We start from the raw sequence: 13,311 nt of genomic DNA, 5'->3' as shown, positions 1-13,311 counted from the left end.
GCATCGAAGGTGTGGGACAGGGTCGCCACACCGGCGTTCACCGCAACCGGCCCACCGATGTTCGCGGCACCGTCCTTGAACTGCACCGTGCCACCCGCAGCAGCAGGAGCAACCGTCGCCTTCAACTCAACCGCCGCACCGACATTCGCCGTCGCCGGAACCGTCAGCGTCGTCGTGGTCGCCTCATCCGGAACCGAGACCGTCACCGTTGCCGCAGCAGAGGTCGAACCAGTGAAACCGGCACCACCCGAGTACACAGCGGTGATCGACTTCGCACCCGCCGCATCGAAGGTGTGGGACAGGGTCGCCACACCGGCGTTCACCGCAACCGGACCACCGATGTTCGCGGCGCCATCCTTGAACTGCACCGTGCCACCCGCAGCAGCAGGCGACACAGTCGCCTTCAACTCAACCGCGGCGCCGACATTCGCCGTCGCAGGCGCGGTGAGCGTCGTCGTCGTCGCGACGTCCGGCGGAGTCTGCACGTCGATCGTCACGCCGATCGGATTGAACGTCTGGGTCGAACCGAAGGTGTTCACGTCGAACGTCAGACCACTGTTGAACGTGCCTGCGGGCGCGTTGTCCGGAACCTTGTACGACAGCTCCAACGACACCTTGCGGTTGACGTTCTTCGACAGCATCCAGGCGCTCACCGAGTTCGATACCGACACCCGGTTGTTGGCCACATCCACGCTCGGCGTCGGCGAGGAGGTCGACGCCGCCGTCACCTTCGCGCTACCAGGCACATACTCGAACCCGGCCGGATGCACATCGGTGATCTTGTTCAGGTACCGATCGATGATGCTGTTCACCGAGAACTCGGTCCGGTACGTCACTACCTCACCCGGGAACACCGAACCATCACCCAGCAGCGTCTTCGTCGCCACGATGTTCGTGGTCGTCACCGTCGCCGACGTCTGCGCCGCCGACGCGACACCACCACCGACCCCGAGACCAAGGGCGACAACGGCGGCCGCGCTCACCGCCGCCACCGCGCGACGCATCACCGCATGAGACATTCTCGTTCCTCCATGCATCCAGGGACCGCGCGAATGCATAGCCAGAACCGGTTACAGATCGCACGAAATGCGGCAACCATAACCAACCGTCCAACACTAAGATGCCAAATTGAGATGATTGCCCATACGGACATTCGTCCAACAGGAAAGATGCAGTTCAGAGACTCATACCGCGAGACCGTTGGTGAGCAGCGTTGCGAGTTCGAGATACGCCTGGGCGTCCGGGAGTCCCGTTGACTCGGCGACCCGGCGCTGCTGGATGCGGACCATCATCGCCGCGGCCACGTCGGCGACGAAGGCGGCGTTGACGTCCCGGAACTCACCCTCCCGGACCCCGGCCGTGATCAGTTCCTGCACTCGGCGGGCGGCAAACCGCGTGTTGCGCTCATAGATCTCGCGGGCCGCCGCGTTGCTCGCGAGATCGTCCATGAAGCGGGTCGAGGCCGGCCGGAGTTGCTCGCCCACCGCCTCCAGATAGGTCCCGATTCGTTCGCGAGCGCCGACGACGCCGTCGAGCCTGGATTCGACGCGTTCGGTGGCGCCCCGAAAGAAGTGCACCGTCGCGGTGCGGACGAGCTGCTCCTTGCTGTCCGCGAGTGCGTACAGCGTCGACTTCGAACACCTCAACCTGCCCGCGATGTCGTCGAGCGTCAGATGGGCGAAGCCCTCCTGAAGGAGCAGGTCGACGAGCTGATCGAGCAGCTGTGCGCGCCGCGCGGCGCCACGCACAGCTGGGGCACTGGACCGGGTTGCCATACCTCTAACAGTACTGCAGTATCTTTTCTAGTACTACTCACGAAGGAGCCCGCCGTGCCCGTCGAACGCCTGCTGCCCAGCCAGGAAGCCCGCGACCTGATCGAACTGACCCGCGACGTCGCGGACAAGGTGCTGGCCCCCAAGGTGAACGAGCACGAGAAGACGGAGACCTTCCCCGAAGGCGTCTTCCCCGCCCTCGGCCAGGCCGGGCTGTTGAGCCTGCCGTATCCCGAGGAGTTCGGCGGCGGCAACCAGCCGTACGAGGTGTACCTGCAGGTGCTCGAGGAGCTCGCCGCGCGTTGGGCCGCCGTCGCCGTCGCGACCAGCGTGCACAGCCTCTCCTGCTTCGCGCTGGCCACCCATGGCACCGACGAACAGAAGTCCCGGTGGCTCCCGGACATGCTGGGCGGCAACACCATCGGCGCGTACAGCCTCTCCGAGCCGCAGGCCGGCTCCGACGCCGCCGCACTGAGCTGCAAGGCGACACCAGTGGACGGCGGCTTCCGGGTCAACGGAGCCAAGGCCTGGATCACCAACGGCGGCCGGGCCGACTTCTACACCCTGTTCGCGCGGACCAGCGACGACGGTCCGCGCGGCATCTCCTGCCTGCTGGTGGACAAGGACACAGCGGGTCTGACCTTCGGCAAGCCCGAGGAGAAGATGGGGCTGCGCGCCGTCCCCACCACGTCCGCCCACTACGACGACGCCTTCGTCCCGCAGGAACGGCTGATCGGAGCGCAGGGACAGGGCCTGCCCATCGCCTTCAGCGCGCTCGACTCGGGCCGCCTCGGCATCGCCGCGGTCGCGGTCGGGCTCGCCCAGGGCGCGCTCGACGACGCCGTCGCGTACGCCAAGGAGCGCAAGGCCTTCGGCAAGCGGATCATCGACCACCAGGGCCTCGGGTTCCTGCTCGCGGACATGGCCGCCGCGGTCGACTCGGCCCGCGCCACCTACCTGGACGCGGCACGCAGGCGCGACGCCGGTGTCCCCTACTCGCGCAACGCCAGCGTCGCGAAACTCGTCGCCACCGACGCCGCGATGAAGGTCACCACCGATGCCGTCCAGGTCTTCGGCGGGTACGGCTACACCCAGGATTTCCCGGTGGAGCGGTACATGCGCGAGGCCAAGATCACCCAGATCTTCGAGGGCACCAATCAAATTCAGCGCCTCGTGATCGCTCGATCCCTGGCGGGCTGACCGGACCAAAACCATTTCGGTGCTCTACACACAGAAAACCGATGTGTTGCCCATCACGTTGCACTTACACTTCCCCCGCTGTCACATTGGTTGAACGATCCACAACGTTGGATCGAGTGCTTGCGCAGACCAGTCGGGAGGTCGCGGGTGTCTTCGAGTTCCGTGAGTGCGATCAGTGGGGCCCACTATCGGGCACTCATCCACAACGTCAACATGCCGGTCATCGTGCACAAGAGCGACGATCACGTTGTCGACGTCAACCGGGCCTTCGCTGACCTCCTCGGGTACTCACTGCCCGAGGCGCGCGGCCTCGGTCCTCGCCAGTTCGTCCATCCGAGCCTCATCGAAGAACACGATCGCGGGCACACCCAGTTGATCAACGGCGAACAACTCGGCCTGTCCGCCGATGTCGACCTGGTGCGCAAGGACGGCGGCGTCATCCGGGTCAAGGTGAACAAATCGGTCGCCCGCCACAACGCCGAAACCGTCGTGATGACCGTGGTCGAGGGCGTCGCGCGGCAGGGCTGACCCGCAGCACCGCATGACTCAGCGCGCGGCGGCCTCCGCCCTGCGCGCCCGGTACGCCGCCACGTTCGCCCGGTTCCCACAGTTCCCCGTGTCGCAGTACCGGCGGGACCTGTTGCGGGACAAGTCGATCAGCACCGAATCGCAATCGGGTGCCACGCAGTGACGGAGCCGGTCCAGGTCGCCGACGCGGATCACGTCGACGATCGCCATCGCCGCCTCGGCTCCCATCCGGTGCACCAACGGATCGTCGTCCGCGGTCACGTGCAGATGCCAGCCCCAGTCGCCATGCTCGGTCAGCCGGGGCATGGCCTTCGCCTCACGGAGCAACGCGTTCACGATCTGCGCCGCGTCGCGGTCGCTGCCCGACTCCCACAACCGAGCGAGCCGTGGCCGCAGCGCCCGCACCGCGCGCAACTCAGACTCGGTGCCGTCCCGTCTGCCGCTCCAGTCGTGTTCGGTCAGGAACGCGTCGAGTGCGGCCACGTCGGGCAGCAGCTCACGGCCGCCGAGGCCGGTGTTGACCAATGCCGTCGCGCCGATCAGGGCCCTCTCGGTGTCATGGGCTATATACACTTTGACTCCTGACGACTCGCCTCATACCGTCATGAGTCTAATCAGATTTCACCCATGACAGGAGACGCCGACGTGCACAGCAGTGCGGCCGCTGCCATCCGGACCGGTACCGGCCTGAGCGTGCTCTCCGCCTTCACCTTCGGGCTGTCGGGTCCGTTCGCCAAGTCGCTGATGGGTGTCGGCTGGTCCCCCGGCGGCACGGTGCTGGCCCGGATCGCCGGTGCCGCCGTCGTGATGCTGCTCGTCGCCGCGATCGCCGATCCGGCCGGCCTGCGCACAGCACACCGGCACGCCAAGACGATCGTGCTGTACGGGCTGATGGCGGTGGCCGGCGTTCAGGCCAGCTTCTTCCTGGCGCTGCAGTACCTCTCGGTCGGCGTCGCCCTGATGATCCAGTTCCTCGCGCCGCTGCTGGTCATCGGCTGGGCATGGGCGACTCGCGGGGAACGTCCCGGCGCGGTGACCCTGCTCGGCACGGGACTGGCGCTGGCCGGCGCGGTTGGCGTGCTCGACATGTTCGGGTCAGTCGAGGTCAGCCTCGCCGGCGTCGCCTGGTCTGCGATCTCGATGGTCTGCCTGGCCTGCTTCTTCGTCATCTCGGACCGAACGTCCGAGACGTTCAGCCCGCTGGTACTGACTGCGACCGGGATGAGCGTCGGCGCCGTCGCGATCGGCTGCGTCGGACTGCTGGGGGTGCTGCCACTGAGCGTGTCGGCCGCGGAGACGACCCTCGGGTCGGTCGAGCTGGCGTGGTTCGTCCCGCTCGCCCTGCTGATCCTCGTGAGCACCGTCGTCGCCTACCTGTCGGGGAGCGCCGCGGTCGCCAGGATCGGGCCGACGTTGACCTCGTTGATCCTGCTGACCGAGGTGCTGTTCGCGGTCCTCGCCTCGTTGATCCTGCTCGGCGAATCGATGTCGCCCGTCCAGATCGTTGGTGGCGCCGGGGTGCTCGGCGGCATCGCGCTCGCCCGGCTCGGCGGCGCCGGCGGTCGACGCCCACCGCTGCCGGCGCCGCAGCCCGCCGAGTGTGCAGCTACCGACGCACCCTCACGGCCGACGCCCCGGTAACTGCACACTCGGCGACGGCAGTCAGTCGCCGCAGCAACCGCCGGGCACCGCCCGCACCTCACGGGTGACGGCGTTGCGCTCGGCGAGGTCCTCGTCGGCCGGGTAGTCGACCCGCACCAGGCTCAGCCCGTGCGCAGGCGCGACCAGCACCGAACTCGACCTCTCACGCTCCTCCAACAGCCCGACCGTCCACTCGACGCTGCGGCGGCCCTCGCCAACCGCCAGCATCGCGCCGACCAGGCTGCGAACCATCGACCAGCAGAAGGCATCCGCGCTGACGTGCGCGGTGACGATGTCATCGGACACGGTCCAGTCGAAGCGCTGCAACTCCCGAACCGTGGTGGCGCCGTCGCGCCGCCTGCAGAAGGCGGCGAAGTCGTGCAGGCCAAGCAGCCCGGCCGACGCCCTTCTCATCGCGTCCAGGTCGAGGTCCTTCGGCACCGACACCGTGTCGCGGGCCCGCAACGGCTCGACGCCGTACTTCGCCGTGCTGATGCGGTACTCGTAGTGCCTGCGGATCGCTGAGAAGCGGGCGTCGAACTCCGCGGGCACCGCGGTGATCGCCTTGATCCGGACGTCCGGCGGCAGGAACCGCGCGAATCGGCGAACCAGCCGGCTGGGATCGTCCAGCGGCGCCGTGAGGTCCATGTGCGCTACCTGTCCGGCCGCGTGCACGCCCGCGTCGGTGCGGCCGGCGACGGTCAGTTCGACAGGTTCGCGGAACACGGTCGACAGTGCCTGCTCGAGCACCCCGCACACGGTCCGGAGCCCGGGCTGGCGCGCCCAGCCGGAGAAGTCGGTGCCGTCGTAGGTCACATCGAGGCGATAGCGAACGAACCCGCCACCCCCGGAGGGGGCGACGGGTTCGTTGCGAGGTTCTGACGCGTTCAGCGTTAGTCCTTCTTGGCCTCGTCCGCGTCGGCGGCGGTGGCGGTCTCGTCCTCGACGGCCTCCACGACTGCGTCCGCGTTCTCGACCTCGGCCTCGGTCGCCTCGGCCTCGACGGCCTCCACGACGTTCTCGGCCGGGGCCTCCTGCGAAGCCTTCACGCGGCGCGCGCGGTTGGCCTCGGAGGTGACGGTCTGCTCCTTGACGAGCTCGATGATCGCCATCGGAGCGTTGTCACCCTTGCGGGGGACGGTCTTGATGATGCGGGTGTAGCCACCATCGCGCTCCGCGTAGAACGGACCGATCTCCGCGAACAGGGTGTGCACGACATCCTTGTTGCGGATGACCTTGAGCACCTCACGACGGTGGGCCAGCGTGCCGGCCTTCGCGTGCGTGACGAGCTTCTCGGCGTAGGGCCGCAGGGCCTTGGCCTTGGCCTCGGTGGTGGTGATGCGACCGTGCTCGAAGAGCGCGGTGGCCAGATTGGCGAAGATCGCCTTCTGGTGCGAAGCCGACCCGCCGAAGCGGGCACCCTTCTTGGGCTTGGGCATGATGAATCTCCTAGTAAGGAACCGGTGAGCTGACTACAGCTGTTCGGTCTCGGCGTAGTCCTGGTCGTTGCCGTCGGCATCGTTGAAGGCACCGGCGTCCGTGTCGCTCCAGGTTCCGGTGGCGGCGTCGTAGCCGGCAACGGTGGTCGGATCGAAGGAGGCCGGGCTGTCCTTGAGGGCAAGGCCGAGCGAATGCAGCTTGACCTTCACCTCGTCGATGGACTTCTGACCGAAGTTGCGGATGTCCAGCAGATCGGACTCGGTGCGACCAACCAGCTCGCCGACGGTGTGAACACCCTCGCGCTTGAGGCAGTTGTAGGAACGGACGGTGAGGTCCAGGTCCTCGATCGGCAGTCCGAAGGAAGCGATGTGATCGGCCTCGGCGGGCGAGGGTCCGATCTCGATGCCTTCTGCTTCGACGTTCAGCTCACGGGCCAGGCCGAAGAGCTCAACCAGGGTCTTGCCCGCCGAGGCGAGCGCATCCCGAGCAGTGATGGAGTTCTTGGTCTCCACGTCCAGCACGAGCCGATCGAAGTCGGTGCGCTGCTCGACGCGGGTGGCCTCCACCTTGTAGGTGACCTTGAGCACCGGCGAGTAGATCGAGTCGACCGGGATACGGCCGATCTCGGCGCCGGACGCCTTGTTCTGGACGGCGGGGACGTAGCCTCGACCGCGCTCGACGACGAGCTCGATCTCCAGCTTGCCCTTGTCGTTCAGGGTGGCGATGTGCAGATCCGGGTTGTTCACCGTGACGCCGGCCGGGGGCACGATGTCGCCTGCAGTCACGGCACCGGGGCCCTGCTTGCGGACGTACATGGTGACGGGCTCGTCCTCTTCGGAGCTCACGACCAGGCCCTTGAGGTTCAGGATGATGTCGGTGACATCTTCCTTCACGCCGGGAACGGTGGTGAACTCGTGCAGGACGCCGTCGATACGGATGCTGGTGACAGCAGCGCCGGGGATCGACGACAGCAGGGTGCGGCGAAGCGAGTTGCCGAGGGTGTACCCGAAGCCGGGCTCAAGGGGCTCGATGACGAACTTCGAGCGGTTGTCAGCGATGACCTCTTCGGTCAGCGTGGGTCGCTGAGAAATGAGCATGTGGTTTTCCTCCTGTACGGACGTCCGCTATTTGACGCCCACGATGGATGGCGCCTCCGGCCCCGTGCGCCCCCCGACAGCCGGAGCTGTCGGAGAGGCGCACGGGGCACAAGGCATTACTTCGAGTACAGCTCCACGATCAGCTGCTCCTGCAGCGGAACGTCGATCTGCGCGCGCTCGGGCACATTGTGGACCAGGACGCGGAGGCGACCCGGAACGACCTGCAGCCAGCCGGGAACCGGACGGTCGCCGACGGTCTCGCGGGCAACCTGGAACGGCAGCGTGCTCAGCGACTTCTCCTTGACATCGATGATGTCGTACTGAGAAACGCGGAAGCTCGGGATGTCGACCTTCTTGTTGTTCACGAGAAGGTGGCCGTGGCTGACGAGCTGACGGGCCTGACGACGGGTGCGGGCCAGTCCGGCGCGGTACACGACGTTGTCGAGACGGGTCTCGAGGATGCGCAGCAGGTTCTCGCCGGTCTTACCCGGGCGACGCACCGCTTCCTTGTAGTAGCGGACGAACTGCTTCTCCATGACGCCGTAGGTGAAGCGAGCCTTCTGCTTCTCCTGCAGCTGGAGCAGGTACTCGCTCTCCTTGATCCGCGCGCGGCCGTGCTGGCCGGGCGGGTAAGGGCGACGCTCGAACGCCTGGTCTCCTCCGACGAGGTCGACGCGCAGACGACGCGACTTGCGGGTGATGGGGCCGGTATAACGTGCCATTTTCTAAACCTTTCCTTCCCGCTAGACCCGACGCCGCTTGGGCGGACGGCAGCCGTTGTGCGGCTGAGGGGTGACATCGGAGATGGTGCCGACCTCGAGGCCAGCAGCCTGCAGCGAGCGGATCGCGGTCTCGCGTCCCGAGCCGGGGCCCTTGACGAAGACGTCGACCTTCTTCACGCCGTGCTCCTGCGCCTTGCGGGCAGCGCTCTCGGCGGCCAGCTGAGCGGCGAACGGGGTCGACTTACGCGAACCCTTGAAGCCCACGTGGCCCGAGGACGCCCAGGAGATGACGTTGCCGGACGGGTCCGTGATGGACACGATGGTGTTGTTGAAGGTGCTCTTGATGTGAGCTGCGCCGTGCGGGACGTTCTTCTTGTCCCTGCGACGTGCCTTCTGGGTCTTCTTCGGACCGGTGCGTGACTTAGGGGGCATTACTTCGCCTTCTTCTTGCCGGCAATGGTGCGCTTGGGGCCCTTACGGGTGCGCGCGTTGGTCTTGGTGCGCTGTCCACGCACGGGCAGACCACGACGGTGGCGCAGGCCCTGGTAGCAGCCGATCTCGATCTTGCGACGAATGTCCGCCTGAACCTCGCGGCGAAGGTCACCCTCGACCTTCAGCGACTCCTCGATGTACTCGCGGAGCTTGGTCAGATCCTCGTCACTGAGGTCCTTGCTGCGCAGATCCGGGTTGACACCCGTGGCCGCGAGGATCTCCTTGGAGCGGGTACGGCCGACGCCGTAGATGTAGGTCAGTGCGATCTCCATGCGCTTTTCGCGAGGAAGATCAACACCTGCGAGACGTGCCATGTTGGCATTTCCTATCGGTGTGCGGAGGTCTGCTCCCAGTCCGTCCCCTGTGTCCTCTGATCGCTCAGAGCGTCTTTCAACTAACTCAGTGGGGCCCCGGCCTCCGTGCCGGGGGTGCACCGGGATGTGCTGTTCGGGTCGAAACCCGTTGGCCGTCATCCCGGCTGGTGCTGAGAGGTCTTCTTTTCAGTTGCGTCGGACAAGCCGATCGCAAGTCGTGCAGGTGGTTATCCCTGACGCTGCTTGTGACGCAGGTTGTCGCAGATGACCATGACCCGGCCGTTACGACGGATCACCTTGCACTTCTCGCAGATCTTCTTGACGCTGGGCTGAACCTTCACGTCTGTCTAATCTCCTGTGTGTCGCCCACCGGTGGGTGGACATGGTTCCCCCAGGCCAGATGTGGCCCGGGAAGTGTGTGTTACTTGTACCGGTAGACGATGCGACCGCGAGAGAGGTCATAGGGCGACAGCTCTACGACGACACGGTCTTCCGGCAGGATGCGAATGTAGTGCTGACGCATCTTCCCGCTGATGTGCGCGAGGACCTTGTGGCCGTTCTCGAGCTCAATGCGGAACATTGCATTGGGCAGCGGTTCGACTACGCGTCCCTCGACCTCGATGGCCCCGTCTTTCTTAGCCATATCCTCCGCGATCCGTTGGTGGGCATCGTTCTCCGTTACGGTGATGCGCACGCGGTAGAGAACCGGCGAGCCGCACAGACGCACGAAACGACCGGCACGCAGGGCGCACCGTTGATCTAGCTTACCGGAGTTCGCTCACCAGGCCAAATGCGGGTTGTATCGCCCCGGACCCCCGAAGGGATGTGAAGAGTGCGCGCGGTGGTGCAACGGGTCACCGAGGCGGCCGTCGAGGTGGACGGTCACACCGTCGCCAGGATCGACCCGGCCGGCCAGGGGCTGCTGGTCCTGCTCGGCGTCGGCCACGGCGACGATCCCGCGGTCGCGGACGCCCTCGCCGCGAAGGTGTGGAAGCTCCGCATCCTGGACGACGAGCGCTCGGCCTCCGACATCGGCGCGCCGATCCTGGTGGTCAGCCAGTTCACGCTGCTCGCGGACACCCGCAAGAGCCGCCGCCCGTCCTGGTCCGCGGCCGCGCCGCGCGCCGTGGCCGAGCCACTGGTCGACGCGTTCGCCGACGCGCTGCGCGGGCTGGGCGCACGGGTCGAGACCGGCCACTTCGGCGCGCACATGCGCGTCAGTTCGGTCAACGACGGACCGGTCACCCTGCTGCTCGAGTCCTGAGCCTGCACGTCGCCACGATCCGCCAGATCCAGAAACCAAGAACGGGCACCCACGGTCGCAATCGACCGTGGGTGCCCGTTCTCCGATGGAGTGCGCCTACTCGGGGCGCAGGGTGAGGATCCGCGGGCCGTCCTCGGTGACCGCGACGGTGTGCTCCCAGTGCGCGGCCCGCGATCCGTCGGTGGTGACGACGGTCCACTCGTCGTCGAGCACCACGGTCTCGTGGGTTCCGAGCGTCAGCATCGGTTCGATGGCCAACACGGAGCCGATGACGAGCTCGGGCCCCTTGCCGGGCGCCCCCTCGTTCGGCAGGAACGGATCCATGTGCATCTCGCGGCCGATGGCGTGACCGCCGTACCCGTCGACGATGCCGTACTTGCGACCGTGCGCCTCCGCGGCGGCCAGGGTGCCCAGCTCGATCGCATGCGAGACGTCGGTGAGGCGATTGCCCGCGATCATGGCCGCGATGCCCGCCTCCATCGAGAGCCTGGTGGCCTCGCTGAGCAGCTCGTCGGCCTCGATGATCGTCCCGACACCGAAGGTCCAGGCGGAGTCGCCGTGCCAGCCGTCGAGGATCGCGCCGCAGTCGATGGACACCAGGTCACCCTCGACGAGAACGTCCTCGGCCGACGGGATCCCGTGCACCACACGGTCATTGACCGACGAGCAGATCGATCCGGTGAACCCGTGATAGCCGAGGAACGACGGCACGGCACCAGCGTCGCGGATGGTCTGCTCGGCCAGCTGATCGAGCTCGAGCGTGCTCACGCCGGGTTTCGCCGCATTGCGCACCGCGACGAGTGTCGCTCCGACGACGGCGCCTGCCGCCGCCATCGCGTCCAGCTCGCCCGCGGTGCGGAAGGGAACGACCTTCTTACGACGAAACCCCACGATGGCCTCTTACTTACCGAGCGCGGCGAGCGCGCGCGCGTTGACCTCGTCGACCTCGCCGACGGCGTCGACGGTGACGATCTGACCTGCGTAGTGGTCCAGCAGCGGAGCGGTCTCCTCGCGGTAGACACGCATCCGGTTGCGGATCACGTCTTCGGTGTCGTCCGCGCGACCGCGGGCGAGCATCCGCTCCACCACGACGTCGTCGTCGACCTCGAACGCGAGCACGCCGTCGAGCTTGGCGTTCAGCTCGCCGAGGATGCCCTCGAGCGCCTGTGCCTGATCGACCGTGCGGGGGAAACCGTCGAGCAGGAAACCGTTGACGGCATCCGGCTCGGAAACCCGGGCGCGAACCATGTTGTTGGTGATCTCGCTGGGCACCAGGTCGCCTGCGTCGAGGTACTTCTTCGCCTCGAGTCCGAGCGCCGTCTGCTGCCCGATGTTGGCGCGGAACAGGTCGCCCGTGGAGATGTGCGGAACGCCGAGCTTTTCCGACAGGATGGCGGCCTGAGTGCCCTTACCGGCACCGGGAGGACCAAGGAGGACAAGTCTCACTTGAGGAACCCTTCGTAGTTGCGCTGCATGAGTTGACTCTCGATCTGCTTGACGGTGTCGAGGCCGACGCTGACGAGAATCAGCACCGCCGCACCACCGAAGATGCTGGCCCCGGCGTTCCCCGAGAGGAAGAAGTTGGGCAGCGTCGCGATGAGACCGAGATAGATGGCGCCCGGCAGCGTGATGCGGCTGAGCACGTAGTTGAGGTAATCCGCCGTCGGGCGGCCCGGGCGGATGCCCGGGATGAAGCCACCGAACTTCTTCATCTCGTCCGCGCGCTCTTCGGGATTGAAGGTGATCGCGACATAGAAGTAGGTGAAGAAGACGATGAGCAGGAAGTAGATGAGGATGTAGACCGGGTTGCTGGGGTTCACCAGGTACTTCTGGATGATCTCCTGCCACCAGCTCGGATCGGTGGACGTGCTGGCACCGGTCAACTGCGCGATCAGGTTCGGCAGATACAGCAGCGAGGACGCGAAGATCACCGGGATGACGCCGGCCTGGTTGACCTTGAGCGGCAGGTACGTCGACGAACCGCCGTACATCTTCCGGCCGACCATCCGCTTGGCGTACTGCACCGGGATGCGCCGCTGGCCCTGCTCGACGAAGACGACGCCTGCGATGAGGGCAAGTGCCGCAAGGCAGACCATCGCGAAGACCAGACCGCCGCGGCTGTCGAGGACGGCCGAGCCCTGAGACGGCATGCGCGAGGCGATACCCGAGAAGATCAGCAGCGACATGCCGTTGCCGACACCGCGCTCGGTGATCAGCTCGCCGAACCACATCACCAGGGCCGCACCGGCCGTCATCACCAGGACGATGGTCACCAGGCCGAAGATGGACTGGTCGGCGATGATGTCTTCCTGGCAGCCCTGCAGCAGCTGGCCGCGCGCTGCGAGCGCGACGATGCCGGTGGACTGCAGGATGGCCAGCGCGATCGACAGGTACCGCGTGTACTGGGTCATCTTCGCCTGGCCCGACTGGCCCTCCTTGCGGAGTTCCTCGAACCTGGGGATGACCACCGTCAGCAGCTGCACGATGATGCTGGCCGTGATGTACGGCATGATGCCGATCGCGAACACCGACAGCTGCAGCAACGCGCCACCGGAGAACAGGTTGATCAGCGAGTAGATGCCCGCCGAGTCACCACCGGAGATCTGGTCGATACAGGTCTTGACGTTCGAGTAGTCGACACCGGGCGACGGCAGCGTCGCACCGAACCGGTACAACGCGATGATGCCGAGGGTGAAGAGGATCTTCCGCCTCAGGTCGGGAGTCCTGAGGGCCGAGACGAAGGCGGAAAGCAAAGATCCTCCTGGCACTGGCAGAAAGCGAGCGGGATCGCTCACGAGGCGAAATGAACTTTAGAACACTAGCAGTGGCACCCGTTCACCC

18 protein-coding genes are annotated in these 13,311 nt (G+C 66.4%); 4 read left to right on the top strand and 14 right to left on the bottom strand.

Annotation, left to right across the window (positions count from 1 at the left end; all coding sequences use genetic code 11):
* The coding region (locus BR31_RS29860) for an Ig-like domain-containing protein (protein ID WP_037178065.1) at positions 1-1,019 on the bottom strand (1,019 nt) is incomplete at its 3' end.
* A 165-nt stretch (positions 1,020-1,184) separates the two neighbouring features.
* The gene (locus tag BR31_RS0123815) at positions 1,185-1,775 is read right to left on the bottom strand and encodes a TetR/AcrR family transcriptional regulator (protein WP_051637692.1); all 591 of its coding nucleotides are present in this window, start codon (positions 1,773-1,775) and stop codon (positions 1,185-1,187) included.
* Positions 1,776-1,829: 54 nt separating this feature from the next.
* Between BR31_RS0123815 and BR31_RS0123810 the strand changes: the two genes are divergently transcribed.
* Complete coding sequence (locus tag BR31_RS0123810) at positions 1,830-2,972, top strand: acyl-CoA dehydrogenase family protein (protein ID WP_027503179.1); 1,143 nt, start codon at positions 1,830-1,832, stop codon at positions 2,970-2,972.
* A 147-nt stretch (positions 2,973-3,119) separates the two neighbouring features.
* Complete coding sequence (locus tag BR31_RS0123805; protein WP_143069400.1) at positions 3,120-3,500, top strand: PAS domain S-box protein; 381 nt, start codon at positions 3,120-3,122, stop codon at positions 3,498-3,500.
* 18 nt (positions 3,501-3,518) lie between these two features.
* Here BR31_RS0123805 and BR31_RS0123800 read toward each other — a convergent pair whose 3' ends face one another.
* Positions 3,519-4,073, bottom strand: a complete 555-nt coding sequence (locus BR31_RS0123800; RefSeq protein ID WP_027503177.1) for a CGNR zinc finger domain-containing protein — start codon at positions 4,071-4,073, stop codon at positions 3,519-3,521.
* 54 nt (positions 4,074-4,127) lie between these two features.
* On the opposite strand from BR31_RS0123800, the gene BR31_RS29855 reads away from it, so the two are divergent.
* Complete coding sequence (locus BR31_RS29855; RefSeq protein ID WP_081830654.1) at positions 4,128-5,141, top strand: EamA family transporter; 1,014 nt, start codon at positions 4,128-4,130, stop codon at positions 5,139-5,141.
* A 21-nt stretch (positions 5,142-5,162) separates the two neighbouring features.
* Here the strand turns inward: BR31_RS29855 and truA are convergent, their stop codons facing one another.
* The 8 genes from truA to infA all read right to left on the bottom strand — a co-directional run bounded on the left by truA (position 5,163) and on the right by infA (position 9,849).
* Positions 5,163-6,032 carry a tRNA pseudouridine(38-40) synthase TruA gene (gene truA, locus BR31_RS0123790; protein ID WP_027503176.1) on the bottom strand — a complete coding sequence of 290 codons (870 nt, stop codon included), beginning with the start codon at positions 6,030-6,032 and terminating at the stop codon, positions 5,163-5,165.
* Between the two features lie 2 nt (positions 6,033-6,034).
* On the bottom strand, positions 6,035-6,580 hold the full coding sequence (gene rplQ, locus BR31_RS0123785) for a 50S ribosomal protein L17 (RefSeq protein ID WP_027503175.1): 546 nt from the start codon (positions 6,578-6,580) through the stop codon (positions 6,035-6,037).
* Between the two features lie 33 nt (positions 6,581-6,613).
* Positions 6,614-7,678, bottom strand: a complete 1,065-nt coding sequence (locus BR31_RS0123780; protein ID WP_027503174.1) for a DNA-directed RNA polymerase subunit alpha — start codon at positions 7,676-7,678, stop codon at positions 6,614-6,616.
* A gap of 116 nt (positions 7,679-7,794) precedes the next feature.
* Positions 7,795-8,400: a 30S ribosomal protein S4 gene (rpsD, locus tag BR31_RS0123775; protein WP_027503173.1), complete on the bottom strand. Its 606-nt coding sequence runs from the start codon at positions 8,398-8,400 to the stop codon at positions 7,795-7,797.
* Between the two features lie 21 nt (positions 8,401-8,421).
* Positions 8,422-8,832 (bottom strand): 30S ribosomal protein S11, encoded by a 411-nt coding sequence (gene rpsK, locus BR31_RS0123770; RefSeq protein WP_027503172.1) that lies wholly within the window; start codon positions 8,830-8,832, stop codon positions 8,422-8,424.
* Positions 8,832-9,206: a 30S ribosomal protein S13 gene (gene rpsM, locus BR31_RS0123765; RefSeq protein ID WP_027503171.1), complete on the bottom strand. Its 375-nt coding sequence runs from the start codon at positions 9,204-9,206 to the stop codon at positions 8,832-8,834. Before rpsM ends, rpsK begins: the two co-directional genes overlap by 1 nt.
* A gap of 227 nt (positions 9,207-9,433) precedes the next feature.
* A complete protein-coding gene (gene rpmJ / locus BR31_RS0123760) occupies positions 9,434-9,547 on the bottom strand; it encodes a 50S ribosomal protein L36 (RefSeq protein ID WP_025347279.1) in 114 nt (37 codons plus the stop codon).
* 80 nt (positions 9,548-9,627) lie between these two features.
* The gene (infA, locus tag BR31_RS0123755; protein WP_003418601.1) at positions 9,628-9,849 is read right to left on the bottom strand and encodes a translation initiation factor IF-1; all 222 of its coding nucleotides are present in this window, start codon (positions 9,847-9,849) and stop codon (positions 9,628-9,630) included.
* 189 nt (positions 9,850-10,038) lie between these two features.
* Here infA and dtd point away from each other — a divergent pair, with 189 nt between their 5' ends.
* Entirely contained in the window at positions 10,039-10,470 is a 432-nt protein-coding gene (dtd, locus tag BR31_RS0123750) for a D-aminoacyl-tRNA deacylase (RefSeq protein ID WP_027503170.1), read from the top strand.
* Between the two features lie 96 nt (positions 10,471-10,566).
* Here dtd and map read toward each other — a convergent pair whose 3' ends face one another.
* Genes map through secY form a run of 3 tightly spaced genes read right to left on the bottom strand, consistent with a single transcriptional unit; the run spans position 10,567 to position 13,223 of the window.
* A complete protein-coding gene (gene map, locus BR31_RS0123745; protein WP_027503169.1) occupies positions 10,567-11,361 on the bottom strand; it encodes a type I methionyl aminopeptidase in 795 nt (264 codons plus the stop codon).
* Between the two features lie 9 nt (positions 11,362-11,370).
* Entirely contained in the window at positions 11,371-11,916 is a 546-nt protein-coding gene (locus BR31_RS0123740) for an adenylate kinase (protein ID WP_027503168.1), read from the bottom strand.
* Positions 11,913-13,223, bottom strand: coding sequence for a preprotein translocase subunit SecY (gene secY / locus BR31_RS0123735; RefSeq protein ID WP_027503167.1), 1,311 nt, complete (start codon positions 13,221-13,223; stop codon positions 11,913-11,915). The genes BR31_RS0123740 and secY overlap by 4 nt, the downstream gene beginning before the upstream one ends.
* Between the last annotated feature and the right edge of the window lie 88 nt (positions 13,224-13,311).

It is taken from the genome of Rhodococcus sp. UNC363MFTsu5.1 (assembly GCF_000686785.1).
Classification (GTDB): domain Bacteria; phylum Actinomycetota; class Actinomycetes; order Mycobacteriales; family Mycobacteriaceae; genus Rhodococcus_G; species Rhodococcus_G maanshanensis.
This window is presented reverse-complemented; position numbering and strand designations above follow the sequence as displayed.